Origin of the sequence: Chryseobacterium culicis, assembly GCF_900108365.1 — a bacterium.
Lineage (GTDB): Bacteria > Bacteroidota > Bacteroidia > Flavobacteriales > Weeksellaceae > Chryseobacterium > Chryseobacterium culicis.
The window spans coordinates 255162-281141 of the sequence record NZ_FNWQ01000001.1 but is presented as its reverse complement, the minus strand read 5'-3'; the positions used below and the strand labels follow the sequence as shown (position 1 = coordinate 281141).

Here is a 25980-nt window from a genome sequence, read left to right as displayed (position 1 = left end):
AAGGATAAATATTTTTTCCGAAAAAAAATAATTTTTCGTGTAACATTTTTTAAAGGTTCGTCTCTAAAAGACAAATAAACCTTAAAACTTTAGAAATCATGAAAAAATTCACATTCCTTTTGATTATCATGTTATTTTTTTTAGCGGTATGCAATATATTCGGGCAGGAAACTCCTTATCCTTTCGAAGTAAAAAAAACCGGAAAAGGAAATCAGTCTCTGTTATTCATTCCTGGGTTTGCTTCTTCCGGAGAGGTATGGAATGAAACAACAGCAAAATTTGAAAAAAACTTCACCTGTTATACTTTAACGATGGCCGGATTTGCCGGAACAAAACCACAGGCAGATGCCAGTTTTAAAGATTGGGAAAAAGCGATAGCCGCTTACATCAAAAATAATAAAATTAACAAACCTGTGATCATCGGACACAGCATGGGAGGAGGTCTTGCACTGGCTATTGCAGCGGATTACCCTGAACTGACCGGAAAAATCATAATCGTAGATGCCCTTCCCTGTCTTGCAGCAATGGCCGATCCAGATTTTATATCTAAAGAAAATAACGACTGCTCTGCCACCATCAGTCAGTTAACCGCTATGAATGATGAACAGTTCCGCAAAATGCAGACCCAGACTATACCCCGCCTTCTCGCTGATCCTTCTATGCAGGAAACTGTGATCAACTGGAGCATGAGATCTGACCGAAAAACATTCGCTAAAATGTATTGTGACTTTTCCAATACTGATCTCAGAGAGAAAATAAAAAATATACAATGTCCATCTCTTATCCTTCTGGAATCTTACTTTGCCAATCTTAAACCCACCATTGAAAGCCAGTATAAAAATTTGAAAAACGCGGATATGCAGTATGCTACAAAAGGTTTGCATTTTATAATGTATGATGATAAGGACTGGTATTTTAACCAGCTTACTAACTTCTTATCTGCGAAATAATGGCTTTTGAAGAGATATACGAACTCTACTGGCAAAAGATATTCCGTCTCTGTATGGGATATGTGAATGATACTGAACTCGCTCAGGATCTTGCCCAGGAAACATTTATTATCGTCTGGCAGCAGCTTCCGAAATTCAGGAATGAATCCAGTGTAGGAACATGGATTTTCAGAATAGCTTCCAACAACTGTCTCCGACAGATTGAAAAGGAAAAGAAATTTGCAAAAACAGATCTTCCCATCCATCTGGAAGAGAAAAAGCAGGAGTCCACAGAACCTCAGATTCAGATGCTCTATCAGTTTATTTCTGAGCTGCCGGAAACAGACAGAATTATTATCTCATTGGAGCTCGAAGAAATAAAACAGGCTGAAATAGCTCATATTGTAGGGCTTTCTGAATCTAACATCAGGGTAAAGATTCACAGGATAAAGGAAAAATTAACGCAAAAGTTTAAAGAAAATGGCTACTAATATTGATTTCAAAAACATATGGAAACAGCAGACTTCCAACAGACCCAATATGGAAGAACTTCTGGGAAAGCTGAAAAAATTCAGAAACCAGAACCTGCGCAGATTAATCTTTGCCAACATTGGATTGATCACTACCTCATTATTAATTCTTTTTATCTGGTATCGCTACCAGCCTCAAATGATCACCACAAAAATCGGAATTGTACTTGTGGTATTGGGGATGGCTATATTCCTGTTTGCATACAACAAGATGTTTATGGTCTTTTACAAAATAGATCAGACACAGTCTAATAATGAATATCTTCAAAGTTTATACACAGTAAAAAGCAAGCAGAAGTTGATGCAGACCACCATCCTCAATCTTTATTTTATTATGCTGTTTCTGGGAATTTGCCTTTATATGTATGAGTATACTTCAAGGATGACGCTGAGCTCAGGTATTCTGGCCTATGCCGTAACATTGGCGTGGATTGCTTTCAACTGGTTGTATCTGAGACCCAGAACCATAAAAAAACAGCAGGAAAAACTTGATGAATTAATTAATAAATTTGAGGAAATCAATCATCAATTAAAAGAATCATGATATCTTCTGACAACAAAGACCACTGGGAAAATGTATATGAAACCAAAAATCCGGATCAGGTAAGCTGGACCCAAAAAAAACCTCAGACTTCCTTAGACCTTATCAGGGCTTCCGGACTGGGAAAAAATGCAAACATCATTGACATAGGCGGCGGGGACAGCAATCTTGTTGATTTTCTTCTTGAGGAAGGGTATGAAAACATCACCGTACTTGATATTTCCGCCAAAGCACTCGAAAAAGCGCAGAAAAGACTAGGAGACAAAGCTGGTAAAGTACAATGGATTGTATCAGACATTACCCGCTTTGAACCTGCGCAAACCTACGATATCTGGCATGACAGAGCGGCTTTTCATTTTCTCACTACACCGGAACAGGTTTCAAAATACGTTAATATCGCTGAGAGTAATGTTAATCATTTTATAATCATCGGAACTTTTTCTAAAAAGGGTCCTGCCAAATGCAGCGGATTGGATATTCAGCAGTATGATGAAGCGTCATTATCAGAAAAATTTGGAGAACATTTTAAAAAAGTACAGTGCCTTACAGAAGATCATACTACCCCTTTTGAGACGGTTCAGAATTTTGTTTTCTGCAGTCTGAAAAAACGTTAATTATTGTTAAGTATTTTTTATTTATTTTTAGATCCACAACTCTTAAATGAAAAATACTATGAAAAAATTATTATTTCTGCTTATTTCAGGAGCATTCTGCTCCCATTTTTATTCACAAAGTTTGGAATTTCAGGAATGCGGAACCGATGAATTAATGAAAAAACATTACGAAAGGTATCCGGAAGAGAAAGCTCAGGATGATGCATTCAACCTGAAACTGTCTAAAATGATTAAAAGTGGAAAGCTCGCCTCAAAACTCAACAATCAGGTATATGAAATCCCTATTGTTGTGCATGTAGTAGGAGACGGAAGCGCTGTAGGAACTCCAAATAATAAATCTGATGCAGATATCATTGCATGGGTCAATTATACCAATGGTGTATTTGCAGGAAGCTCTACCAGCGGAATGTCCGGAACCAGTGCGATCCTTCCCGTGAAATTTGTTTTTGCCACCAAAGATCCTAACTGTAATGCGACTAATGGGATCAACAGAATCAATGCATCATCTCTTCCCAAATATGTAAGCGGGGGTGTTAATAATGACAATACAACCAATGCCGTAACCGCCTCTGAGATTACCGCAATGGGAATGTGGGACACTTCAAAATACTATAACATTTATGTGGTTAAAAAACTGACATCCAATTCCGGAGGGCTGAACGGTTTCGCATACTATCCGGGCGGAAGCAATGATTATGCTTTTATGGCCGCCAGTGCTTCTGCTGTCAATGCACAGACGCTTGCTCATGAATTCGGTCATGCTTTAGGACTCAGACATACGCACCAGGGATATAATGAAACTACAGGAGACTGCCCTGTAAACAACGACTGTACATTAGACGGAGATCTGGTCTGTGATACAGAGCCCATGAAAAGCCTTTACCACTCTACCGTTCCTCATACCTGCCAGACAGGGCAAATCAATCCCTGTACCAGCCAGCTGTACAATGGCGGCGAAAGAAATGTAATGGCCTATACCTACTGCTTCAGAAATTTATTCACGCAGGGACAGACGGACAGGGCAACAGCGCAGCTTTTACAGTACAGACAGTCACTGATCAATTCACCGGTTGCCTCTTCTTCTACGATCAACAACAGTGCTGCTTTAACGAATACATGTACTCCATCATCCATCACTAATCCCGGAGGATATAATGTAGGAATCACTTCTGTGAAATTCGGAAGTATCAGTAATTATTCCAGCAATTATAAACAGGCTGCCAACAATTTTTATGAAAACTTCACAGGGACGTACTGTTCGGGAATATCCAAAACTTCAATTCCTCAAAATACTGCTACAACCCTTACCGTAGCTCCGGGAACCAGCAATTCCCATGTGATCAAAGCATATATTGATTATAATAATGATGGGCAGTTCAACGAATCTACAGAGCTTGTGCTTAATCAAAGTGGGGTAACCAACGGATCTTTTGCTACCGCTCAGGTAACACCTCCTGCGAATGCAGTAACCAATACTCCGTTAAGAATGAGAGTAATCGGTGAGTTTAACGGAACTGCGGTAACAGCATGCTACACTCCAAAATACGGACAGGTAGAGGATTATTCAGTAATTATTGAAACACAAAGCTTATTAGCTGTGGAAAACGCCGGATTAAAAAATTCACCTGTTATTTTTAAAGATGAAAATTCTGTATCAGTGAAAAGTAACGTGAAAATTTCTTCGGTGCATATTTATGATGCGTCAGGAAGATTACTGATGAGAAAAACAGACGTTAAGTCTTCAGAATTCAAATATCCGGTTGAAGAGAAAAATATGATCATCACTGCAACAGCAGTACTGGAAGACGGAAAAGTAATTACTAAAAAATTAAAATTCTAAATTATTATTGATAAAAAAAGAGAGTCATTGATGACTCTCTTTTTTGTTTATTATAATTCGGTAATACATTGGCATTATGATTCTTTTTCCTGTTCCATTTCTACTTCATGGCGGAGCTGCGCTTTATAAAGGGTAGCATAATATCCGTTCTTATCAAGCAGATCAAGATGTTTCCCTTCCTCTACAATTTTACCATGTTCCATTACAATAATTTTATCAGCCTTTTCAATGGTGGAAAGTCGGTGGGCAATAATAATGGAAGTTCTGTTTTTAGTAATTTTTTCTGTTGCTCTCTGGATTAGTTTTTCACTTTCATGGTCAATGGAAGAGGTAGCTTCATCCAGAATTAAAATTTTCGGATCAGATAAATAAGCCCTCAGGAAAGACAGCAATTGTCTTTGGCCTAAAGAAATGGAAGAACCTCTTTCACTCACTACATAATCATATCCTCCGGGTAACTGCTGGATAAACTGATCTACTTCAATTTCTCTGGCACCCGCTTTTATTTTATCCAATGTAATGCTGTCATCTCCAAAGGCAAGGTTTTCAAAAATACTTCCGTGGAAAAGAAAAACATCCTGTAATACTACCCCGATATGACTTCTCAGATTATAAAGCTCATAATCTTTTAAATCCACATCATCAATCAGAATATTTCCGGAGTTGATATCATATAATCTTGTAATTAAGCTGATAATAGTAGATTTTCCTGCACCTGTAGCCCCTACAATTGCTACGGTTTCTCCCGGATTTACTTTAAAGTCAATTCCTTTCAGCACTTCCTGCTTTTCATCATAAGCAAAATGTACGTTCTGGAATTCAATTTTTCCTGCAAAATGATCCTTTTTCACGGTCCCGTTATTCGGCATGGAGTTTTCTTCATCCATCAGTCCCAATACTCTTTCTGCTCCTACAATTCCCCGCTGGATATTATTAAAACGGTCTGCAATCTGTCTCAAAGGACGGATCAGCATTGAAATATACTGGATAAACGCAATGACAACCCCTGCGCTGATGGTAATATATCCACCATAGAAAAGAATAAATCCTATGAATAATGAAGAAATAAGTTCCACTACAGGAAAGAACAGTGAGAATATAAATACCGTTCTCAGCAATGCGCCTTTCAGCGTAATATTGATATCATCAAATTTCTTAAACTCAGATTCCTGCCTGTTGAAGACCTGAATAATAGACATCCCCGCCAGTCTTTCCTGAACAAATGAATTCTGATTAGCCGTCCAGTTTCTCTCATCCCCGAAAGCTTTTTTCAGTCTTTTCTGAAAGAATCTTGTAATTACCACCATTAAAGGTAAAATAGCCAGTGTGATATAACTCAGATGCACATTGGTGCTGAACATCATCACCAAAACAAACAGAATTCTCAGAATATCCCCGAATACCATCAGGAAACCATCCGTATACACCGTTGCAATAGTTTCCACATCTCCTACCGCACGTGTTACCAGCTGCCCGATAGGTGTTTTATCAAAAAATGAAGTCTTGAAATAAATCAGTTTGGCATATAAACGTTCTCTGATATCCCTGATTACATTTTGCGAAATGAAATTTGAAAAGTAAACTAAGAAAAAGTTTAAAATCGTTTCTGCAAATACCAGCCCTACAAGGATATAGATATGTTTCATCATCAATGCCTTATCGTGCAGCTTTGTGATGTCATTATCTACTACCTGCATGGTAAGATACGGCCTGTAAGTAGAAACAATTGAAAGAAATATGGAAATGATAAGAGTAAGGATGAACCAAGAACGAAATTTCATTCCGATAAAGAACAGCCTTTTTATAATTCCCCAGGTATCTTGTTTTTTCATTGTACGATCGAAAGAAAGAATTAAAATAAAAATTCTATGCAAAAATAAGATATTATACCCGTACTGCCTTTACAACTTTTGCAAATCGTCATAGAAAATTTCAGATGACTGCTATTTACAGAATGAATATTACACTGATGTACAAAATCAAATCTAAAAATAAGGATGACCAATATAAAGAGCATTACCGCTTGCGATTTTACAATCTTTTAATATATTTGAGTGAAAAACTTTTAATACATGAGAAAAATTACACTTAAGCTATTTTTACTGATAGTTTTGTTCAGTATGCTATGGTCATGCCGAACTGAATCTTTACAGGATCAGAATGATACTTTTACGAATAACAGTAATCTTCATTTTACTTCGAAAAGAATATCTTTAACCGAGAGCAGACACAAAGCGAAACTCTCAACAGAACTTCAAAATGTAAATAGTATATTTACGAAGCTACACACTTTCTCTTCAGGAAAAACCGAACATTACAATAAGGGAGTTTCTGTTAATACAGATGATATTATTTATATAGAACGGGGACATAATTTTCATAGCTATACTTTTCATATTAATCGGGAGAATGCTCCAGCAGATGCTCCATTAGAAAATATTGTACTAAGTCTTCTTCCAGATGGAAGTTACAAAGTTCTTTTAATTACATACCATTTTACGTCACAGGAAAAACAGATTCTTCTGAATAATGGCTCTCTCAATACAAAGAATAAACTAAGTATAGAAGAGATTAGTTCAGGTACCTACAACGAAAATAGATCTGCAGAAAAATCCAACATATCCTGTGAATGGATTGAAGAATCATATTATACTTCTTGTAGTGAAGGCCAGCATTTTAATGGTGAACTTCCCAAAGGTCAGGGAGGTCCATGCAAAGCAGATCAGCCTTCAACGTTAGTTACCGTGGTTGTACACAGATGTAAAGCACTTCCTGCTTCTACAGCACTGGGAGATGATGGTACCGGTGGCGGTGGGGGCCCTACTAATCCTGGAGGTTTAGGAGGGGGAAATAATGATGGAACTCCTACGATACCAAATCTACCTCTTCCAAAATCTTCTCCTTGTACAAAAATCACTAGAATCGGGAGAAACAATACAACAAAACAACTTTTTGAAAACCTAAAAACAAAGTTTAACTCTAATCAAGAATTCGGTGAATTTCTTACAGAATCGGGAGGACAGATTAATAACACTCCTGTAGCTGGACAGGCTGGACTAGGAGGAATTAATATTGATATTGCAGCTCCTATTGATGGATTTATACATTCTCACCACGTGGGGTTACTATCTATATTTACAGCTGCAGATCTTGCCAGTTTTTCAGTAATACATAAGAATTGGCTCATTAAAAACCCTAATACATTCATTTTCGGGCTAGTAACAGCTTCTAATACTCAATATATTTTGGTAATTGATGATTCAGCCAAATTTTTAACTTTTACAGATCAGTTTCTTACACCCGATGGGAAAATTGACGAAGGTAAAACTGATAATTTCAGTACTATGAATTATCTTCTAGATTACAATATACATATAAACAATACGCCTCAGGTTAACGAATTAGGATTTGTAAAAATGCTTTCTGAAAAGGATTCGGGAATAAAGGTATTAAGAGGTTCTAATAATTCCAATGATTGGGAAGAACTCAGCATTAAAGATGGACAAATATTAGCTAAACCTTGCAACTAAAATTGAAATATAAAATAGAAAGCCCTTTTCCTTATGAAAAAGGCTTTCTATTTTATTACTAATAATTTATACATATTAAAATTCATATCCCACGTCCACCAGATACAGCCCGTGTCCTGGCGCCGAGGTACCTGCGGCATTGCGGTTTTTATCTTCGATCACCTGACGAAGATCTTCCGGCTTCAGTTTTCCGGTTCCAATTTCTACCATGGTGCCCACAATAGCCCGAACCATATTTCTGAGAAAGCGGTTGGCAGAAACCGTAAACTTCAGTTCCGACCCGTTCTGCTCCCATTCTGCTTTGTAGATTTTGCAGATGTTGGTTTTGTTATCGGTTTTTAATTTTGCAAAGCTGGTGAAATCTTCGTATTCAAAAAGAATTTTGCAGGCTTCATTCATGGCATCAATATCCAGAGATCTTTTCCAGTGCTGCCAGGCAGATTCCTGTGTAAAAGGATTTTTTTCCAGCGAGATATAATATTCATAGGTTCTGAATGTTGCATCAAACCGGGCATGAAAATCTTCTTTTACCGGGAAAATTCTTTTAACAGAAATATCAGGAGGAAGAAAACTGTTCAGCCTGCGTGTAAGCTGATCATCCAAGTTTTTTTCCGTATCAAAGTGGGCAAATATTTTTTTGGCATGAACTCCTGTATCCGTTCTTCCTGCACCTGTAGTTTTAATCTCTTCGCGCAAAATGGTAGACAGCGCTTTTTCCAGTTCTTCCTGCACGGAAATGGCGTCCGGCTGTATCTGATAGCCGAAATAATTCTTTCCGTTATAAGAAAATTCAATAAAGTATCTCAAAGTATTGTAATAACTCCACAAAAATACTTTAATTTAACGAAATATTTGTTGAAAAGTCTTTGAGAATATTACACCAAATGCTTATGAAAATTACTATTTTTGCAATCGTATGAAAAGATGGTACCTTTATCCTTTTTCCCTCGGTTATCATTTGGTAACGGGTATCCGGAACACCATGTATGATCTGGGAGTTTTTAAGTCGACAAAATTCAAAACACCGATAATCAATGTCGGGAACCTTTCTGTGGGCGGAAGCGGGAAGTCACCCATGGTGATGTACCTTGCCCAGTTCTTATCGAAACATTACAGAACGGGGGTTCTTTCAAGAGGTTACGGAAGGCTCACCAAAGGTTATGAAGTAACGAATTATGAAAGCAACTATAAAATGGTAGGTGATGAGGCAATGCAGCTTTTTGAGCGCTTCAAAAACCGCTTCGTAATTGCCGTTTCTGAAGAACGTGTGCCTGGCGCTAAAAAGGTAATTGATGATATGGATCTTGAGGTTCTGGTACTGGACGATGCCATGCAGCACAGAGCCATCAAGGCCGGGTTTAATATTCTGATGACTGATTTTAATGATCCTTTTTTCAAGGATTATCTTCTCCCTGCCGGAGATCTGAGAGAATCAAGAGCGGGATATAAAAGAGCAGACATCATCATGGTGAGTAAATGTCCTGATGAACTTACAGAGGAAACAAAAAGGTATTATATCTCAAGAATACGACCTGCTTACGGACAGAAAGTATTCTTTTCATCCATCGGCTATGACGAAAATGTATACGGAAAAGATAAAATGCTTCCGGATAACAACCTGAACTATTATGATATTTTACTGATCACCGGAATTGCGAATCCCAAACCGCTTCTGGAACATCTGGCAAAATTCTCAAAAAGAGTAAAACATTTAAAGTTCAGGGATCATCATAATTTCACCGATGATGACATCAAAAAAATTCTGGCTGAATACAAAAAATTAGGCGAATATAAGCTGATATTAACCACAGAGAAAGATTACGTACGTCTGAAAACTTTTGACTATCTTAGAGAAATTGTTTACTACTGGCCTATCAATGTATTGATTGATAAGAAAGAAGAATTCAATCAAATCATCTTAGATTATGTTAGAAAAAATTAAAGAGACTGCAGATTTCATTAAAAATATCATTCAGGAAACGCCTGATTTTGCAGTTGTTTTAGGATCCGGACTGGGGAAATTACAAAATGAAGTAGAACAGATCCATGTTTTAGAGTACAAAGACATTCCTCATTTTCCGCAAACCACTGTGGCCGGCCACACCGGGAAACTGATTTACGGAAAGCTGGAAGGAAAAAAGGTACTGATGATGAGCGGACGTTTCCATTACTATGAAGGACATTCAATGGAAACAGTCACTTTCCCAATTAGAGTTTTTCATCTGCTGGGAATTCAAAATCTGATTCTTTCCAATGCCTGCGGAGGCGTAAACCCAGACTACAGCGTTGCAGATATTGTTATTCTGAAAGACCACATCAATATGATGCCCGAGCATCCTTTACGGGGAAAAAACATTGATGAGCTTGGACCCCGTTTTGTGGATATGAGCGAACCTTACAACAAAAAAATGATTGCGGCAGCAGAACGGGCGGCAGCAGATCATCATATAAAAATTCACCAGGGAGTTTACGTGGCACTTCAGGGACCTACCTTTGAAACCCCGGCCGAATATGGCATGATTAAAGCCATTGGCGGTGATATGGTAGGAATGAGCACCGTTCCCGAAGTTATTGTTGCCAGACACATGGGCATGGATGTTTTCTGTATTTCTGTAATCACGGATCTTGGCGGGCCGGATGTAGCTTTTGCTGTTTCTCACGAAGAAGTCTTGAATGCAGCCAATAAAGCAATGCCTAATGTAATTGCCGTTGTTAAAGGCCTGATTAAAAACTACCAGTAAAAATAGTCCAATATTACAACTGAAGACGTAGTATTCCCCTCCTCTGGAGGGGTGGCGAAAATTCAACAGAATTTTTGACGGGGTGGTTAAAAATATTCATACACTCCTACCTCATAGAATCCATCAATATTATAAATTTTTACTAATTCCAAAGAAATCAGTCCCAGATTGCAATGCATTGTTTAGATTTGTACAAATGAAATTGTACGAGATGAAAAAGTTGATAGTAATTTTTATGATGGGTATTTTTGGGATAAGCTACTCACAAAAAGTCCCTGCTGTTCTTAAAAAAGGGTTTTCAAAAGAGGCCTTACAGCAGAAACTGGAAAATGAAGATGGGAAAACAGTTACCATTAAACAGATTCTGGATCAGCATAAAGGAAAAGTTTTAGTGATTGATTTTTGGGCGGGATGGTGCAGAGATTGTTTAAATGCGCTTCCCAAAGCTAAAGAATTAGAAGAAAATAATAAGAATATTGATTTTGTATTTCTGTCATTAGACCGTTCAAAAGAAGGGTTTGAAAAAAGCCTTGAAAGATTTGATATGAAACACAAAGAAAATTATTGGTTTTCTACAGGCTGGAAGAATGATTTCAATAATTATGTAGACCTTAACTGGATTCCAAGATATATGGTCATTGACCAAAAGTCCTCGATTGCAAAATATTATGCAATATCTCCTGATGATCCGGAAATCCAGCAAACCATCAACAAGCTTTTAAAGTAACCACTATTTACTGTAATACAAACAACATAAAAACTCATTGGAAAATAAAACCCTTCAATGGGTTTTAAAATTTTATATCTATAACACCATGATCACAAGAGAAGCTACAGAAAAAGATTTAGAAATTCTTTTAGAATTTGAACAGGGCGTTGTCACTGCTGAAAGGCCTTTCAACAGTACCCTTATTGAAGGAGAAATTCATTATTATGACTTGAAACATCTGATACAGTCTCCGGAAGCGACCGTTATTGTTGCTGAAGAAAATAATGAGATCATTGCATCAGGATATGCTCTGATCAAAAAAGCAGAGAAGAATTACTATCAGTTTAAAGAATATGCCTACCTCGGCTTTATGTATGTAAAACCTGAGCACAGAGGAAAAGGAGTTAACAAAATAATTACGGATGAACTTATTTCATGGTCAAAATCACGAGGAATGAATGAGATAAGACTGGATGTATATGCTCAAAATGAATCTGCGATAAAAGCTTATGAAAAAGCAGGTTTTGAACCTCATCTCCTCACTATGAGACTGAAGCCGTAAGGATGGAAGGCGGGAGATGGAAGCTGGAAGTTATTGACGCGTTATTAATTACTACTTCGTTTTTTATTATTTAGTGAGCAGCTCTTTAATTCCTTATTAAGCACTATTAATTTCTCTCTTACAGCTTCTGGCTATCTTCTATAAATAAAGGAATCCATATCTTTGTATATGGATTTTTCTTTGCCGCTTCGTAAAATTATTCATGTGGATATGGATGCATTCTATGCTTCTGTGGAACAGCATGATAATCCTACACTGAAAGGCAAGCCCATAGCGGTAGGAGGACAGCATCGTGGTGTAGTGGCGGCCGCAAGCTATGAAGCCAGAAAATATGGGGTACGTTCCGCAATGCCGAGTAAAACAGCCCAGGAAAAATGTCCGCATCTTATCTTCGTTCCTCCCCGCTTTGCGAGATATAAAGAAATCTCTAAAAAAATCCGGGAAATTTTTTATGAATATACCGATCTGGTAGAACCTTTATCACTTGACGAAGCTTATCTGGATGTTACCGAAAACAAAAAGGGAATGGAATCTGCTAATCTCATTGCCAAAGAAATCCGGCAGAAAATTTTTGAACAGACCGGATTAACAGCTTCTGCAGGTATTTCTGTCAATAAATTTTTGGCTAAAGTAGCTTCCGATATTAATAAGCCCAATGGACAGAAAACGATTCACCCTGATAAAATGGAGCATTTTCTGGAAGAATTACCTGTAGAAAAATTTTACGGTGTCGGAAAAGTTACGGCTAACAAAATGTTCAGTTTAGGAATTTATAAAGGAAAAGATTTAAAAAAGAGATCGCTTGAAGAGCTGGTAAGACTTTTTGGGAAATCCGGCCAGCACTATTACAATGTGGTACGCGGCATTCATACTTCTGAAGTAAAGCCTCACCGGATTCAGAAAAGTGTAGCTGTAGAACGAACATTTTTTGAAGATCTTATGGATGAACAGCAGATTAATGAAAAGCTGGAAAGTCTTGCAGAAGAAATTCATCAGAGACTGCAGAAGAATAATATTCTCGGAAGAACCTTAACTTTAAAGATAAAATACAAAGATTTTTCTCTTTTCACCAGAAGCATAACCAGAGAAGATTATTTTTCGTCTCCCGAACAGTATTACAGTACCGGAAAAAAACTTTGGGAACTTCGCCCTTTTGATAAGGCTGTACGTCTGCTCGGATTATCTCTTTCTCAACTGAATACGGAAGAAAAAAAACAGGTTTCCGTTCAACTAAAAATTCCGTTTGAAGAATTTGAACATGAATAGATCATATTTTTTTGCTATATTGTATCAATCAAATCAGCAACTCTATGAACTCAACCATGATTCAGTTTTTCCATTGGTATTATGAAGGCGACGGAAAATTGTGGAAAGAGGCCGAAAAACAGGCCGGATACTTATCAAAACTTGGAATCACCTCTGTATGGTTTCCACCTGCTTACAAAGGAACAAACGGGGGCTATTCCATCGGCTATGATGCCTACGACCTATATGACCTTGGAGAGTTTGATCAAAAAGGAACCGTTCCTACCAAATACGGCACTAAAAACGATTATATAAAAGCCATAAAAGCCTTAAAGAAACAGAATATACAGGTAATTGTAGACATTGTTCTGGGACATAAGGCCGGCGGCGATGAGCTGGAGAAGTTCAAAGTGGTAAAAGTAGATGAAGAGAACAGGGAAAAAGTGATCTCCGATGTCATCGAAATAGAATCTTATACGAAATTCACGTTTCCCGGAAGGGGAAAAAAATATTCTGATTTTGAATGGAACTTCACCTGTTTCAGCGGTGTGGATTACGCTGAAGGAATGGATTCCCATATCTTCAAAATACAGTCCGAATACGGGAATGACTGGGAGGAAATGATAGATGATGAGAAAGGAAATTATGATTACCTGATGTACAATGATATTGAACACCGCAATCCTTTTGTAAGGGAAGAACTCAACAATTGGGCAAAATGGTATTTTGACCAGACCGATTTCGATGGGGTAAGACTGGATGCTTTAAAACATATTTCCTTTGATTTTTATAAGGAGTGGATTACACTTCTCCGTTCCAATTCCGGAAAAGATATTTTTGCAGTGGGAGAATACTGGGCACCGGGATATCTTCATCTGCTTCAGAAATACATTGAGGTCACCGAAGGCTGCATGAGTCTTTTTGACAGTTCGCTGCAGAATAATTTTCATAATGCTTCAAAGGAAGGAAGTTCTTATGATCTTCGGAGAATTTTTGACGAAACCCTTACACAGGCAGATCCTATGCATTCGGTAAGTTTAGTAGCCAATCATGATACACAGCCTTTACAGGATCTTGAAGCTCCCGTGGAACCCTGGTTCAAGCCTATTGCTTATGCCCTTATTTTATTGAGAAAAGAGGGCTATCCCTGTGTATTTTATCCGGATCTCTACGGAGCTCATTATGTGGATAAAGACAGGGAAGGTAATGATCAGGAAATATTTATGCCCAAAGTAGATGGTCTTGAAGCGTTATTAAAAGCAAGAAAAGAACACGCGTATGGTGAACAGCATGATTATTTTGAAGATGCCAACTGCCTAGGCTGGGTTCGTACCGGAGATGATGACCACACAGGATGTGCTGTTGTTCTGAGCAATAAAGATTCTTATCATAAACCTATGGAAGTGGGAACAATATATGCCGGAAAAAGATTCAGAGATCTGCTGGAAAGATGTACAGACAAAGTACTCATTGATGAAAATGGATGGGGAGATTTCCCCGTGCCGGCGGGAAATGTAAGTGTCTGGATTCCTGAATAAGATTAATTTAAATATCTGAATTCTCCTCAAAAAATTTCATACACAACTGATAATTTCATTTAACAATAAAACCCTTGTCAAGGATTAAAATCCTGACAAGGGTTTTCTTTCTCTTATTTTAGAGACTGGTATTTCTTAGCAATAAATGTATTGACAATACCAGATATCTTTAGCCCATTCACAGCATTGGCCGTCTTCGTTGGAAGTACAGCATACTCTGCCTCTGCTAATGTCTCCGGCTTTTAAAATCTTCAATTCCTGACGGTTCAGTTTTTTCACTTTGAATTCTTTGTTTGTTTTCATAATTATTATTTTTTATGGTTTAGTTATTAAATATACGTTAAAAATTACAATTATGAATGAATACACCCTATAAAAATCTGGTTTAGCCTATGAAATTCATTGATCAAAATTAAATATATTAACCACCCCGTCAAAAATTTTTTGAATTTTTGCCACCCCTCCGGGGGAGGGGAATGTTTACGTCTTCAGTTAGGATACTTGTTAAGACAAGAGGTTTATAAGTTTGCTGTGAGGCTATATCTTGCGGAGCTCCAGGATTTCCGGTTTTTCTGAGGTATCTGCTATGTTTCCGGTTCTGGCAAATCCGGCCCATAACGCTCTCAGTTTTTTACCATTCTCATGAATACGGTTCCAGGGAATATTCTTCAGCAGTTCGGAAGATTTCCATGCGGCTTCGTTACCAAAGATCAGGGGAAGATCAATGCAATGTGGTGCACCGATAGGATTGTCTTTCAATCTCGAATGAATTCTGAAGAGATAGACATTGCCACCGGCATCAGCCAGATTTTGAGCCAGTTGCTTTGCCGGATTTCCGTAGATCATTGCTGTCGTTTTTTCTACGGTTCTATCCATGAGTTTCAATCCAAACCCTTTTCCGAAGTATTTGTTTAGAGCTTCGGAAGTTTTCAGATAAAATGCAGTCTCGTCACTGTTAAAACCAATCAGCACGTCAAATTTCTGAGCATTCTTTTTCCATATCTCTACCGACTCTTCTTCTGTGCACAATGGAAAATGCCCGTATTGGGTACCAAATGGCATCGCAGCTTTAAGTCCGTATTTTATAACAGAAGGCACCCACATTTTATACTGCTCCATCATTTTAAAAACATCGGTTTCATTTTTTAAAAATTCTGTTTTTTTCAGAAATTCTGCAGACATTTTCTGTCTTTTATGACGTAATCCCAAAGGAGCGCTCTGTATAATCACGCGTTGGAATAATCCGTCAATACTTTCTGATATCATCAAATGGGCAATAGCATCACCTCCGGATGACTGTCCGAGAAGGGTGATATTGTTTTCATCACCTCCAAAATCTGCGATATAGGCTTTTATCCATTTCAATGCTTCAATGATATCCAGGAGCCCCAGATTGGCAGGCCTGTTTTCATCTCCACCTAAAAAGCCAAAGAGTCCTAAACGATATGAAACCGTAACTACAATGATGTGCTGTTCTTTTACCCAATCTGCAGGATCTGCCGTGGCAAGATCTCCACAGCCTATTTCATGAGAACCTCCGTGAATCCAGACAATAACCGGAAGCTTTTCATTTTCGGATTTTATTTCCGGAAGGGTAATAGAAAGGTATTGGGTACTCTCGTCTGGCTCAAAGCTTTCAACAGGGGTTGCGCCAATCATCCTTTCAACGAGGGGGCTTAATGCCTGAGGACATACCGGGGTTTTATCGGGAGAAATAATTACGGAAGACAAGGAAGGTTCTGCTGCAACAGGTTGTTTAAATCTTTCAGAATGGGCATACCGGATACTCCGGGCTCTGTATATTCCTTTTTCTTGTAATGCTGAAATTTTCCCGAAACGGGTTTCAAAAATAACAGTATTCTGCTGATTGGGTGTCATTTTAAACTGTGAAAACTTTTCTTTTAAATTTAATAATTTAAATATAAATCTCACAAATAGTTTCACAAATATCCACGAATTATCATCGTGTTATTTGTGAAAAAAATTAGTGTATTAGTGTTTAAAAACTAGTTCAGTATTTTATATTCACTTGGAGAAACACCTACTTTGGTTTTGAATAGTCTTGTAAAATGCTGCGGATATTTAAAGCCCAGATCGTAAGATATTTCGCTGATCGTCTTTGCCTGATCCAGGATTTGTTCTTTAGCAATATCAATGAGTTTGTTGTGGATAAATTCCTGTGCGGAAATTCCCAATTCTTTTTTAATAAGATCTCCAAAATAATTGGCAGACAGATTCAGTTGTTCTGCAAAGTAATTCACCATGGGAAAACCTATATTTTTGGGATTTTCAGATTTCAAATAATCATCTACAAGATTTTCAAATTTCCCGATAACTCCCTGATTAATATGATCTCTTGTAATAAACTGGCGGTCATAGAAACGCATGCAGTAATTCAGGAACAGTTCGATATTATTAACAATTAAAGATTTGCTGTGCTTATCAATGGCCTGTTCCAGTTCAAGCTTAATATTTTTAAAGCAGTCCAGCACCACTTCCCTTTCTTTTTCGGATAAGTGCAATGCTTCATGTACATCATAAGAGAAAAAAGAATAGTCTTTCATATTCTTCCCTAAGTTGGTTCCTTTTATAAGATCCGGGTGGAAAATCAGGGCAAAGCCTGCAGGCTGAACAGATCTGTCTTTATTATAAATTCCATACGTCTGTCCGGGAGCAATAAAAACCAAGGTTCCTTCCTGATAATCATAGCTGTGTTTTCCATACTGCATATCTCCGCACATTACATCTTTCAGAAAAACGGTATAGAAACCAAATTTTCTTTTATACTGGCAGATGGGATCAGACTTGGAAAAATCAATAATACTCACCAGCGGGTGCAGGGTTTCGTGATTTGCCATTTTATTGTATTCTGAAACTGTATTATAGATTTCAACCTCCTGATTTTCCATGAAGTATATTTTTATTACGATTCAAAATTACCACTTTCATCTGTAACTTAAATAATGTCTGTAAAATTGGTAAGTAATTCGGTAATCTGTATAAGCACGATTTACAATAAAGTGTCGATTTTTGTAATGTTTTGGAAACCACTATCAAAAACACAATCATTACAAACCTAAATAAATTAAATATAAAAAAATGAGTACAATCACAGTAAAAGCTTATGGTGCAGAGTCTACCACGGCAGATCTGAAAGAACTGAATATTGAGAGAAGAGAGGTAACCGCAAAGGATGTAGAAATAGAAATTCTCTACTGCGGGGTATGCCATTCTGATCTTCATACCGCAAGAAACGACTGGGGAGGTTCTTTGTATCCTGTAGTTCCGGGGCATGAAATTGTAGGAAGAATTACAAATGTAGGAAGTGAGGTTTCCAAATTTAAAGTGGGAGATCTTGCAGCGGTAGGATGCATGGTAGATTCGTGCGGACATTGCGACAGCTGTAAACACGATCTGGAGCAATATTGTCAAAACGGATTTACAGGAACTTACAACGGAAAAGATAAGCACCTTGGAGGCCACACTTTCGGAGGGTATTCTCAAAAGGTAGTTGTAGACGAGCATTTTGTTCTAAGCGTTCCAGAAAATCTGGATCTGGCAGCAGTAGCACCACTTCTATGTGCAGGAATCACCACATGGTCACCGTTAAGACACTGGAATGCTGGTCCGGGATCAAAAGTAGCCGTTGTAGGATTGGGAGGATTGGGCCACATGGCTATTAAACTAGCAAAAGGACTGGGGGCTGAAGTTACATTGTTCTCAAGAACTCCCGGAAAGACGGATGATGCCAGACAGCTTGGAGCAGACCATGTAGTAATCTCTACAGATGATTCACAAATGGATGCTGTAAAAGGTAAGTTTGATCTTATTATTGATACCGTACCGTATGAACATGATATCAATCCTTATATGCAAACTCTTTCTTTGAACGGAACTTTAGTTCTTGTAGGGTTCGTAGGTGAATTCCAGGAAACTGAAGTAAGTACAAGACCTATGATTTTCCAGCGCCGTTCGGTAGCGGGGTCTTTAATCGGAGGGATTGCAGAAACCCAGGAACTGTTAGATTTCTGTGGAAAACATAATATCGTCTCTGATATTGAGCTGATTAAAATGCAGGATATCAACAACGCGTATGAAAGAATGCTGAAAAGCGATGTGAAATACCGTTTCGTGATTGATATGCAGTCTTTATAATTCTTCAGTAGAATATTAACACAGGCAGGCTCTTCCATCTGAAGAGCCTGTTTTTATTTTTTCAGGTTTTGGCTAAAAGCATTCTGATCCTGATTGGTAATGTATCTGTTTCCTTCGGCACATTTATTATCATTCCTTTCCATATCCTGAAAAGCCCATGCTGCCATAGCATCAATAACAGGAGCCAATTCATTACCGGCCTCACTCAGTTTATAAGTCACATGAGGTGGTATCACAGGTTTCGCTGTTCTGATAATCAATCCGTCTGTTTCAAGCTGTTTCAAATGCTGGATAAGCATTTTTTCTGTTACTGCAGGAATTGCTTTTTTCAATTCGCTGTATCTTTTTTCTCCTGTGGAAAGATTAAAAAGGATAATCGGTTTCCAGAATCCGCCAATTCTTTCCATCACATACATCACAGGACAATCCTGCACTGTTTTCTTATTTTCCTGAATGGTTGAACTTTCTTTGATGGCTGTCATATCTACATACTTTAGGGTAAGTACTTGTATAAAAGTAAGTACAAATATAACTTTGTTCCCAGAAATAAAAAAATATTTTACGTATGAAAATTATAATCACCGGATCATTAGGAAATGTAGCCCAACCGCTGGCAAAGCAATTAATCGCCGAAGGGCACCATATTACAGTAGTAAGCAGCAGCGATGCCAGAAAACAGGATATTGAATCTCTGGGGGCAACTCCAGCCATAGGGTCTATTACAGACGTCGATTTCTTAACCCGAACATTTGAAGGCGCTGATGCTGTTTTTGTAATGACTCCACCTGCGATCAGCCCGGATAAGATCGTGGAAAACACTACGAATGCAGGAAAAAACTATGCCGAGGCTTTAAAAAACACCCATGTTAAAAGAGCGGTAATGCTAAGCAGCGTAGGTGCCGAATCGCCCGTAGAAAATGGTCCTATCGCAGGTCTTCACAATATTGAAAAAATATACAATGAAGTACAAGATACTTCTTTTACTTTTTTAAGAGCCGGATATTTTTATAACAATTTTTTCAATGACATCCCTTTAATTCAAAATTCAGGCATCATTGGGGCAAATTATCCTGCAGATATTGAAGTACCGGTAGTGCATCCTAACGATATCGCCAGAGCCGCCGCCGAAGAACTGGTAAAAGACGGAAATACCAACACCATCAGATATATTGTAAGTGATGTAAGAAAAGCTTCTGATTTTGCCAAAGTTCTGGGGACCTCTGTTAACAAGCCAGAACTGCCATGGGTAGAATTCTCTGATGAAGATTCTTTAAACGGAATGCTTCAGGCCGGACTGCCGGAAGATATGGCTAAGCTGTATGTAGAAATGGGTAGAGGAATAAGAACAGGTGTTGTACAGAAAGATTTTAATGATCATGGTTCTCCTGTTACCGGAGCCGTGAAGCTGGAAGATTTTGCGAAGGAGTTTTCTTCTAAGTATTAATTCCTAAGTCAGGTATAAAACCAGTTTCGGCGCACCTTTGGTGCGCCGAAACTTTGAGTAAATATTATAATTAAATTCTGAAACTACTTCTTTTCTTTCAGAATTCCTTGTAAGACTTTAAGTTTTCCATCAACAGGCTGATCTATTTTTAATCCTAAAACTTCAGCAACCAAAGGATAAACGTTGATGTTGGCAAATTCACCGATCACCAGATTATTTTTAAACTCCGGTCCCCAGGCAAAGAAAGTAGCTTTCATTTCCGGTACCGTTTTAGGATTGTAACCATGCTTTCCAACTGATGATTTCTTGCCTTTTTCTAAGAAAATTTTAGGAGCTTTTGGAATCAGAAGAATTTGTCCTATTCTGTTGTACTGATCATCTCTTGTTGCAAAGTGCAGGTATTTGGGAAGCTTTTTATCCAGATAAACTTCGTAATCGCCTGTTGTATTGGCTTTCAGTTCTTTATACACCTTTTTTACCTCATCCGGATTTTTAACGTATACTCTCAGCAAGGTCTGGGAATTGTAAAAATCAAATCTGTTCTTATCAAAAAGAAGAGCCGGAATTTCCAGAGGTGTACCACCGTCCACTTTAATCATTCCGTGATCTGAAACAAAAACAAAGTTGACATTTTTTAGCCCTAAATCATTTACTTTCTGCACAAGATCACCAACTGCCTGATCTATCAGATGAACAGCATTTTCTGTTTCTTTGGCGTCAGGACCATAATGATGGCCGCTTCCGTCTACTTCCGGAAAATATAATGTGATAAAATGAGGTCTTTTATCTTCAGGCAATTTCAGCCAATTGACCACTTTCTCCACTTTTTCAGCAGGAGTGAATTTTTCGTGGTAAGGATAATAATAAGTAGGTCTCATTCCTCCGGCATCACTTGCAGAACCTACCCACATTAAAGATGCTGATACCATTCCCTGCTTTTCGGCAAGCCCCCAAAGCGGCATGCCCCCGTACCAGCTCCCATCTTCAGCATTTTTTTTGCTGCTCATGGCATAATTATCTTTTCTCTTATAATCGTAGAAAAAATTATCAATCAAGCCATGATGTGAGGGATAAAGGCCGGTGATTAAACTCCAGTGATTAGGAAAAGTGATACTTGGATAACTTGGAATCATTGCCTCTGCTTTTACACCGCCATTTGCCAGTTTTAAAAGGTTTTCAGCATTATATTTCCGGGCATAATCATAACGGAAACCATCCGTTGAAATCATGATTACATAGGGTTTAGACTGTGCTTCCGAACTGTTTTGCCTTCCTGGTATAACAACCTGGGCAGTATCGATATTTGCCTGTTGTGCAAAAGAGGTGAAAGAAATAAGCAGCAGTAAAAAATGGATTCCTCGCTTCATTATTGTAAAATTTTCGGCAAAGTTACATCCTATACTTCTCCCTGAAAAGTTTAAGAGATTAAAAGTATATTAAAACCTCTTATTTTTTTTAAATCAAAATTATTCCTGTCAGAGCGTTCTTTTCATTTCGAATTGTGACAGCCAGTTATTCAGTCCTATTCTTTCGCTAAGAAATTTACCGGTTTCTTCTGAAGAGTCATCCACATTGTTTACAATTACAGCTTCTCCCCCATTTCTCTGCAGAACAGCATTGAAAAGTCTTGTTCCTACTCCCCTATTTCTATAGTTCTTATCTACAGCGATCTGATATATTTTTCTCACGGTTGGACCATATACCATATACCCGACCATTTGATCTCCGATATATGCCCCTAAAGCAACATAATCTGCCGGCATAGGTTCCAGGACATAAACAGATCCCTGCCATGAAGGTTCAATATCCCAGAAAGAGCGCAGTATATTCCACGGAAAGTTTTTAAGCTCCCTGATGGTTACTTCAGTATTGCCTTCCCTGTGATTAATATTGCCTTTGAAGCAAAGTAATCTGCGGACAATTGTAAATCCTAAATTTTCATAAGCTCTTATTGCGGTGTGATTTCCCTCGATGACTTCAAGAAGCAATGAAGTGGCATTTCTTTCTTTCAGTACAGGAATGATAAAATCATACATTTTTCTCACCAATCCTTTCCCTCTGCTTTCCGGAATAACTCCTGTGCCTCCATTATAAACAATGCTTTCTGCATTTTCATTTTTTTGAGACTGAATGATAAATCCGACTAATTTACCTTCTTCAAATGCTCCCACAGAAATATTCATGTCTAATTTCTGCTCTTCAATTTTAGCGATAAGAACCTCTTTTGTTAAATGAAAGGGAACCACATAATCGGAGAATGAATAGTTAAATACTGATAAAAGTTCATCTATATGGGTATGGGCTAAGGTTTTAAATTCCATTGGCTGCAGATTATAAGGCCGAGAAATGCCTTTCGTTAAGAATCCGGATATGTACAAATATAGGAATTTTGGAGTAATCTGCCGTACATCGGTATCTTCGGAAAAAATGATACCTCTGAAAAATCAGAGGTATTCATCACTAAATATTTAAGGTATTAAAAAAAATTATTCTTTAATCAGTTTTTCGTAAGATGTGCTTCCGTCTTTAAGCTGGATTTCAAGATAATAGCTTCCTGATTTCAGGTTTTCCACACTGATGCTTTCTCCTTCCTGCTTTACTGAAAGCACTTTTCTTCCTGTTGCTTCGTAAATATCGACAGATTTTATTTTGTCATAGTTTTTAAAATTAACTGTTGATTTAGCCGGATTCGGGTACAGATTTACCTTTTTGCTGCTGGCAGCAATTTCGTTAGTGGATAAAGTAGCGGCTGTCATGGTTAATGATGCATATCCTCTTCCGGCATCATGATACCCTAACGAGGTTCCTCCGCTTTTACGGGAATAAAAGATATTGATTGTTCCTGCAGCATTGGCTATCGCAAAATCCCCCGTTCCACCGGAAAGGGACCTTGTAGCCACCACAGTTCTTGTAGAGCCGGATATGGTATTGGATGTTTCTGTCCAGTCCTGAACGGCATCAGCTGACGGAGTATTGGGAACACCACTGAAAGAATAGTCTCTGCTGGCTGAAGAATTATAAATAAAGCCGTCTGCACCAGCGGCCATTCCTGTAGTCCCGAAACCGATTCCCATCATAGAATTGCTGTCACCTGTTATGGTCATCGTTACTCCGGTAGGAGTTGTGTCTAATTTCACCGTCATAGCTGTATTGGGTAAGTTTACAACACCTGACGAAAACTGTGCCCATGCGAAATTAGCAAGAGCTAAACTAATTGCTAGTAGAGTTTTTTTCATATCAATTTTTTAAAAGGTTAATAATTTCTTTGTTATTGGTTTGTAATGCATATTCAAAGGGGGTCATTCCCATGGCATCTTTTTTTGTTTTATCAGCTTTGTACTGAAGCAGTTGTTCCACAAGTTCTTTATTTCCTGATTTTACGGCCCAGAATAAAGGGGTATATCCTGTCTCATCAGCAATATTAGGATCAGCTTTTTTCTTCAGGAGATGTTCTACCAGTTCTTTATTGTATTTTATGGAAAGACCTGCCAGTGCAGTTCCTTCGCGGCTTTTATAATTGATATCTTTTACATTGTCAATCAAAAAATCCGCAACATCCTTATTTCCTCTGTAGCACGCTAAAATAAGAGGTGAAAACCCGTTCTCATTAGTCTGATTGATGATATCCGGATTTTGTTTCATCAGTTGCTGTACGTCAGCCACCGTCCCGTTTCTGGCAATATCAAATATAGATTTTACCTTCTCCTGGGCAGATAATAATGAACTCAGAAACAGCCCTACTATTAAAATTATGTGTTTCATTGCTTCACCATTATATAGTTATATTCAATATTGACATTTTCCGCAACTTTTTTGGTCACCATTTTAGGAATAGTCACTTTATAGTCTACCGGTCTGGCTACAAATCCGCCCTGCATATAAATCTTTCCGTCTTTTGCATATAAAGTGGCAGAAGAAGTAACGGCTTTATCCACCCCATGAAAGTTAAGCGTTCCCTGCACCGTATATTTTTGAGGACTAGCCGTAAGTTTTGATTTATCAAAATTGACTATTTTCCCTTTGAAAGTTGTTTTCGGATATTTTGCAGATTCAGCATAGCTTTCATTGAAATGCTCTTCCATTAATTTGGTTTTAAAATGAAAGTTTTTAACGTTGGAAACGGATGCCATTTCACCATTGTCTGCATTTAGAATAACAATATTATTATCATCCTGAGCGAAAATATCATCAAACAGAGGTACAGAAGCTTCAAAAGTCACTTTCCCTGTTTTAGAACTGTATTTTTGTGCGGAAGCGTATCCTGCAGAAAATAGTAATACGCTCAATAATGCTAGTTTTTTCATATCAATTTTTTTAATTTTCATTTAATCCGTCAGCTTTCCATTTGATGAAAATATTGATTTGGGCTGCGGATAGAGATCCACCCTGCGGCATTTTCCCGGGATCACCATTCGGCCGTTGAATACGGTCTATAATTCCGTCTATATTATTTTTCACCTGATCGTAGGTAACCAGCGGTTTAAAACTTCCGGCAGAATGACAGCCTATACAGCTGTTGTCTACAATGGGCTTTACATCTGTAGTATACTTCACTGGTGCAGTAATGGGAGTATTGTCAGAAATCTCTTCATAAGTTCTGCTGTCACAAGCCATCAGTATGATTGCTGATGACAATATCAATAAGGATGTTCGCTTTTTCATATTAAAAAACTCGATAAAGATTAAACCCAAAGAAAATATGTCCCTTTCCCCATGCCCCCGTGGCATTGGTGAGATATCCGATATCTGAATTTATCTGGGAGTTCGTTAGTAAAAGCTGGAAAACATGTCCCCCGGTTTCTATATCTACCCCTAATGATAAAGGGTTTTTATAGAAACTGTGATCGTCAAAATTCACAAAATATTCTGCATTTACAGAAACTCTTTTTGAAATTTTATAGCGTCCTCCCACCCCTGCCAGAAACTGATTTTTGTTTTCAATGGCAGGCTCGTAAAGGTTTTTATGAACGAAAGATGGTGTAAGCTGTACGGAGAGCCTATCACTGAATCTTCTTGAGATCAGTGCCTGGGTCAGATAAGACAGCCTGTCACTGAACTTCAGATGAGGATAGGTATCTTTATCCAGTTCAGTATTGGCTCCCATTACGTTGTACCCCACAATATCTACCGGGAAGTTTTCATTTTGCCTTACCAGTCTGTATTTCACTGCTCCTTCAAATGTTTTCATATTGGTTTCTCTGGAAAGACTTACTGAAACGGCGTCTGAAATCCCATAAATAACGCCCAGTTTGGTAGAGGCATGATCCAGACCAAAAAAATCTTTAAATCCTGCACTTATATCACCAAATCTATGGGCTACAATAATGTACCATTCCTTTTTGGCGGCGAGTTTTGTGGATTGCCCTGTAACAATCTGGAGGGCTTTGAAGGCGGGTTGTGAAGTTTCCGTATTGGTTTTAACGGTATCAATATCTTTCAACAGGTCTTCCTGTGCAAAGACAAGACCTGAAGAAAACATTGACAAAAATAAGAGAGTTTTTGTCATATACAATTTGATTTAAATTATGATATAACAAACTTATTGAGTTCTCAATTCAAAAACAGGTGATAAAAGTCACCACGCAAATTGTTTTTATCAATG

General features: G+C 38.0%; 27 protein-coding genes. 14 read left to right on the top strand and 13 right to left on the bottom strand.

Annotated elements, in window-relative coordinates; translation table 11 throughout:
- Positions 1-98 precede the first annotated feature (98 nt).
- From BLW74_RS01270 to BLW74_RS01250, 5 genes are read left to right on the top strand one after another with little or no spacing between them, the layout of a single operon-like run.
- The gene (locus tag BLW74_RS01270) at positions 99-950 is read left to right on the top strand and encodes an alpha/beta fold hydrolase (RefSeq protein ID WP_089689660.1); all 852 of its coding nucleotides are present in this window, start codon (positions 99-101) and stop codon (positions 948-950) included.
- Positions 950-1420 carry an RNA polymerase sigma factor gene (locus BLW74_RS01265; RefSeq protein WP_089689659.1) on the top strand — a complete coding sequence of 157 codons (471 nt, stop codon included), beginning with the start codon at positions 950-952 and terminating at the stop codon, positions 1418-1420. The genes BLW74_RS01270 and BLW74_RS01265 overlap by 1 nt, the downstream gene beginning before the upstream one ends.
- A complete protein-coding gene (locus tag BLW74_RS01260) occupies positions 1410-2003 on the top strand; it encodes a hypothetical protein (RefSeq protein WP_089689658.1) in 594 nt (197 codons plus the stop codon). The genes BLW74_RS01265 and BLW74_RS01260 overlap by 11 nt, the downstream gene beginning before the upstream one ends.
- On the top strand, positions 2000-2614 hold the full coding sequence (locus tag BLW74_RS01255; protein WP_089689657.1) for a class I SAM-dependent methyltransferase: 615 nt from the start codon (positions 2000-2002) through the stop codon (positions 2612-2614). Before BLW74_RS01260 ends, BLW74_RS01255 begins: the two co-directional genes overlap by 4 nt.
- Before the next feature lie 58 nt (positions 2615-2672).
- On the top strand, positions 2673-4454 hold the full coding sequence (locus BLW74_RS01250; RefSeq protein WP_167358359.1) for a GEVED domain-containing protein: 1782 nt from the start codon (positions 2673-2675) through the stop codon (positions 4452-4454).
- A 74-nt stretch (positions 4455-4528) separates the two neighbouring features.
- Here the strand turns inward: BLW74_RS01250 and BLW74_RS01245 are convergent, their stop codons facing one another.
- Positions 4529-6286 carry an ABC transporter ATP-binding protein gene (locus tag BLW74_RS01245; protein WP_089689655.1) on the bottom strand — a complete coding sequence of 586 codons (1758 nt, stop codon included), beginning with the start codon at positions 6284-6286 and terminating at the stop codon, positions 4529-4531.
- A 240-nt stretch (positions 6287-6526) separates the two neighbouring features.
- Here BLW74_RS01245 and BLW74_RS01240 point away from each other — a divergent pair, with 240 nt between their 5' ends.
- On the top strand, positions 6527-7984 hold the full coding sequence (locus tag BLW74_RS01240) for a hypothetical protein (protein ID WP_089689654.1): 1458 nt from the start codon (positions 6527-6529) through the stop codon (positions 7982-7984).
- A gap of 75 nt (positions 7985-8059) precedes the next feature.
- Here the strand turns inward: BLW74_RS01240 and truA are convergent, their stop codons facing one another.
- Positions 8060-8791, bottom strand: a complete 732-nt coding sequence (truA, locus tag BLW74_RS01235; RefSeq protein ID WP_089689653.1) for a tRNA pseudouridine(38-40) synthase TruA — start codon at positions 8789-8791, stop codon at positions 8060-8062.
- A gap of 109 nt (positions 8792-8900) precedes the next feature.
- On the opposite strand from truA, the gene lpxK reads away from it, so the two are divergent.
- The 6 genes from lpxK to BLW74_RS01205 all read left to right on the top strand — a co-directional run bounded on the left by lpxK (position 8901) and on the right by BLW74_RS01205 (position 14779).
- Complete coding sequence (gene lpxK, locus BLW74_RS01230; protein ID WP_089689652.1) at positions 8901-9926, top strand: tetraacyldisaccharide 4'-kinase; 1026 nt, start codon at positions 8901-8903, stop codon at positions 9924-9926.
- Positions 9910-10725: a purine-nucleoside phosphorylase gene (locus tag BLW74_RS01225; RefSeq protein WP_089689651.1), complete on the top strand. Its 816-nt coding sequence runs from the start codon at positions 9910-9912 to the stop codon at positions 10723-10725. The genes lpxK and BLW74_RS01225 overlap by 17 nt, the downstream gene beginning before the upstream one ends.
- A 211-nt stretch (positions 10726-10936) precedes the next feature.
- On the top strand, positions 10937-11452 hold the full coding sequence (locus BLW74_RS01220; protein ID WP_089689650.1) for a TlpA family protein disulfide reductase: 516 nt from the start codon (positions 10937-10939) through the stop codon (positions 11450-11452).
- 88 nt (positions 11453-11540) lie between these two features.
- Positions 11541-11996, top strand: coding sequence for a GNAT family N-acetyltransferase (locus BLW74_RS01215; RefSeq protein WP_089690599.1), 456 nt, complete (start codon positions 11541-11543; stop codon positions 11994-11996).
- A 168-nt stretch (positions 11997-12164) separates the two neighbouring features.
- Positions 12165-13262 carry a DNA polymerase IV gene (gene dinB, locus BLW74_RS01210; protein ID WP_089689649.1) on the top strand — a complete coding sequence of 366 codons (1098 nt, stop codon included), beginning with the start codon at positions 12165-12167 and terminating at the stop codon, positions 13260-13262.
- A 44-nt stretch (positions 13263-13306) separates the two neighbouring features.
- Positions 13307-14779 carry an alpha-amylase gene (locus BLW74_RS01205; RefSeq protein ID WP_089689648.1) on the top strand — a complete coding sequence of 491 codons (1473 nt, stop codon included), beginning with the start codon at positions 13307-13309 and terminating at the stop codon, positions 14777-14779.
- 135 nt (positions 14780-14914) lie between these two features.
- Here BLW74_RS01205 and BLW74_RS22285 read toward each other — a convergent pair whose 3' ends face one another.
- The 3 genes from BLW74_RS22285 to BLW74_RS01195 all read right to left on the bottom strand — a co-directional run bounded on the left by BLW74_RS22285 (position 14915) and on the right by BLW74_RS01195 (position 17688).
- On the bottom strand, positions 14915-15082 hold the full coding sequence (locus tag BLW74_RS22285; protein WP_167358358.1) for a hypothetical protein: 168 nt from the start codon (positions 15080-15082) through the stop codon (positions 14915-14917).
- A gap of 234 nt (positions 15083-15316) precedes the next feature.
- Positions 15317-16657 (bottom strand): carboxylesterase family protein, encoded by a 1341-nt coding sequence (locus tag BLW74_RS01200; protein WP_089689647.1) that lies wholly within the window; start codon positions 16655-16657, stop codon positions 15317-15319.
- A gap of 128 nt (positions 16658-16785) precedes the next feature.
- The gene (locus BLW74_RS01195; protein WP_089689646.1) at positions 16786-17688 is read right to left on the bottom strand and encodes a helix-turn-helix domain-containing protein; all 903 of its coding nucleotides are present in this window, start codon (positions 17686-17688) and stop codon (positions 16786-16788) included.
- Between the two features lie 190 nt (positions 17689-17878).
- On the opposite strand from BLW74_RS01195, the gene BLW74_RS01190 reads away from it, so the two are divergent.
- A complete protein-coding gene (locus BLW74_RS01190; RefSeq protein ID WP_089689645.1) occupies positions 17879-18934 on the top strand; it encodes an NAD(P)-dependent alcohol dehydrogenase in 1056 nt (351 codons plus the stop codon).
- Positions 18935-18987: 53 nt separating this feature from the next.
- Here the strand turns inward: BLW74_RS01190 and BLW74_RS01185 are convergent, their stop codons facing one another.
- The gene (locus tag BLW74_RS01185) at positions 18988-19416 is read right to left on the bottom strand and encodes a winged helix-turn-helix transcriptional regulator (protein WP_089689644.1); all 429 of its coding nucleotides are present in this window, start codon (positions 19414-19416) and stop codon (positions 18988-18990) included.
- 83 nt (positions 19417-19499) lie between these two features.
- Between BLW74_RS01185 and BLW74_RS01180 the strand changes: the two genes are divergently transcribed.
- The gene (locus BLW74_RS01180; protein WP_089689643.1) at positions 19500-20378 is read left to right on the top strand and encodes an NAD(P)H-binding protein; all 879 of its coding nucleotides are present in this window, start codon (positions 19500-19502) and stop codon (positions 20376-20378) included.
- An 83-nt stretch (positions 20379-20461) separates the two neighbouring features.
- Here BLW74_RS01180 and BLW74_RS01175 read toward each other — a convergent pair whose 3' ends face one another.
- From BLW74_RS01175 to BLW74_RS01145, 7 genes are all read right to left on the bottom strand, one after another.
- On the bottom strand, positions 20462-21745 hold the full coding sequence (locus BLW74_RS01175) for an alkaline phosphatase family protein (protein WP_089689642.1): 1284 nt from the start codon (positions 21743-21745) through the stop codon (positions 20462-20464).
- Positions 21746-21853: 108 nt separating this feature from the next.
- Positions 21854-22699, bottom strand: coding sequence for a GNAT family N-acetyltransferase (locus tag BLW74_RS01170; RefSeq protein WP_089689641.1), 846 nt, complete (start codon positions 22697-22699; stop codon positions 21854-21856).
- Between the two features lie 165 nt (positions 22700-22864).
- Positions 22865-23614, bottom strand: a complete 750-nt coding sequence (locus BLW74_RS01165) for a T9SS type A sorting domain-containing protein (protein ID WP_089689640.1) — start codon at positions 23612-23614, stop codon at positions 22865-22867.
- A gap of 1 nt (position 23615) precedes the next feature.
- A complete protein-coding gene (locus BLW74_RS01160) occupies positions 23616-24140 on the bottom strand; it encodes an ankyrin repeat domain-containing protein (RefSeq protein WP_089689639.1) in 525 nt (174 codons plus the stop codon).
- Entirely contained in the window at positions 24137-24682 is a 546-nt protein-coding gene (locus tag BLW74_RS01155; protein WP_089690597.1) for a YceI family protein, read from the bottom strand. Before BLW74_RS01155 ends, BLW74_RS01160 begins: the two co-directional genes overlap by 4 nt.
- 10 nt (positions 24683-24692) lie before the next feature.
- The gene (locus tag BLW74_RS01150; RefSeq protein ID WP_227413139.1) at positions 24693-25040 is read right to left on the bottom strand and encodes a c-type cytochrome; all 348 of its coding nucleotides are present in this window, start codon (positions 25038-25040) and stop codon (positions 24693-24695) included.
- 1 nt (position 25041) lies between these two features.
- The gene (locus BLW74_RS01145) at positions 25042-25884 is read right to left on the bottom strand and encodes a DUF5777 family beta-barrel protein (protein WP_089689637.1); all 843 of its coding nucleotides are present in this window, start codon (positions 25882-25884) and stop codon (positions 25042-25044) included.
- Positions 25885-25980 lie beyond the last annotated feature (96 nt).

Excerpts from the sequence above, each read along its gene's own strand:
- BLW74_RS01270 (WP_089689660.1), top strand. The coding sequence starts at position 99 with ATGAAAAAATTCACATTCCTTTTGATTATCATGTTATTTTTTTTAGCG.
- BLW74_RS01265 (WP_089689659.1), top strand. The coding sequence starts at position 950 with ATGGCTTTTGAAGAGATATACGAACTCTACTGGCAAAAGATATTCCGT.
- BLW74_RS01260 (WP_089689658.1), top strand. The coding sequence starts at position 1,410 with ATGGCTACTAATATTGATTTCAAAAACATATGGAAACAGCAGACTTCC.
- BLW74_RS01255 (WP_089689657.1), top strand. The coding sequence starts at position 2,000 with ATGATATCTTCTGACAACAAAGACCACTGGGAAAATGTATATGAAACC.
- BLW74_RS01250 (WP_167358359.1), top strand. The coding sequence starts at position 2,673 with ATGAAAAAATTATTATTTCTGCTTATTTCAGGAGCATTCTGCTCCCAT.
- BLW74_RS01245 (WP_089689655.1), bottom strand. The coding sequence starts at position 6,286 with ATGAAAAAACAAGATACCTGGGGAATTATAAAAAGGCTGTTCTTTATC.
- BLW74_RS01240 (WP_089689654.1), top strand. The coding sequence starts at position 6,527 with ATGAGAAAAATTACACTTAAGCTATTTTTACTGATAGTTTTGTTCAGT.
- lpxK (WP_089689652.1), top strand. The coding sequence starts at position 8,901 with ATGAAAAGATGGTACCTTTATCCTTTTTCCCTCGGTTATCATTTGGTA.
- BLW74_RS01225 (WP_089689651.1), top strand. The coding sequence starts at position 9,910 with ATGTTAGAAAAAATTAAAGAGACTGCAGATTTCATTAAAAATATCATT.
- BLW74_RS01220 (WP_089689650.1), top strand. The coding sequence starts at position 10,937 with ATGAAAAAGTTGATAGTAATTTTTATGATGGGTATTTTTGGGATAAGC.
- BLW74_RS01215 (WP_089690599.1), top strand. The coding sequence starts at position 11,541 with ATGATCACAAGAGAAGCTACAGAAAAAGATTTAGAAATTCTTTTAGAA.
- dinB (WP_089689649.1), top strand. The coding sequence starts at position 12,165 with ATGGATTTTTCTTTGCCGCTTCGTAAAATTATTCATGTGGATATGGAT.
- BLW74_RS01205 (WP_089689648.1), top strand. The coding sequence starts at position 13,307 with ATGAACTCAACCATGATTCAGTTTTTCCATTGGTATTATGAAGGCGAC.
- BLW74_RS22285 (WP_167358358.1), bottom strand. The coding sequence starts at position 15,082 with ATGAAAACAAACAAAGAATTCAAAGTGAAAAAACTGAACCGTCAGGAA.
- BLW74_RS01200 (WP_089689647.1), bottom strand. The coding sequence starts at position 16,657 with ATGACACCCAATCAGCAGAATACTGTTATTTTTGAAACCCGTTTCGGG.
- BLW74_RS01195 (WP_089689646.1), bottom strand. The coding sequence starts at position 17,688 with ATGGAAAATCAGGAGGTTGAAATCTATAATACAGTTTCAGAATACAAT.
- BLW74_RS01190 (WP_089689645.1), top strand. The coding sequence starts at position 17,879 with ATGAGTACAATCACAGTAAAAGCTTATGGTGCAGAGTCTACCACGGCA.
- BLW74_RS01185 (WP_089689644.1), bottom strand. The coding sequence starts at position 19,416 with ATGACAGCCATCAAAGAAAGTTCAACCATTCAGGAAAATAAGAAAACA.
- BLW74_RS01180 (WP_089689643.1), top strand. The coding sequence starts at position 19,500 with ATGAAAATTATAATCACCGGATCATTAGGAAATGTAGCCCAACCGCTG.
- BLW74_RS01175 (WP_089689642.1), bottom strand. The coding sequence starts at position 21,745 with ATGAAGCGAGGAATCCATTTTTTACTGCTGCTTATTTCTTTCACCTCT.
- BLW74_RS01170 (WP_089689641.1), bottom strand. The coding sequence starts at position 22,699 with ATGGAATTTAAAACCTTAGCCCATACCCATATAGATGAACTTTTATCA.
- BLW74_RS01165 (WP_089689640.1), bottom strand. The coding sequence starts at position 23,614 with ATGAAAAAAACTCTACTAGCAATTAGTTTAGCTCTTGCTAATTTCGCA.
- BLW74_RS01160 (WP_089689639.1), bottom strand. The coding sequence starts at position 24,140 with ATGAAACACATAATTTTAATAGTAGGGCTGTTTCTGAGTTCATTATTA.
- BLW74_RS01155 (WP_089690597.1), bottom strand. The coding sequence starts at position 24,682 with ATGAAAAAACTAGCATTATTGAGCGTATTACTATTTTCTGCAGGATAC.
- BLW74_RS01150 (WP_227413139.1), bottom strand. The coding sequence starts at position 25,040 with ATGAAAAAGCGAACATCCTTATTGATATTGTCATCAGCAATCATACTG.
- BLW74_RS01145 (WP_089689637.1), bottom strand. The coding sequence starts at position 25,884 with ATGACAAAAACTCTCTTATTTTTGTCAATGTTTTCTTCAGGTCTTGTC.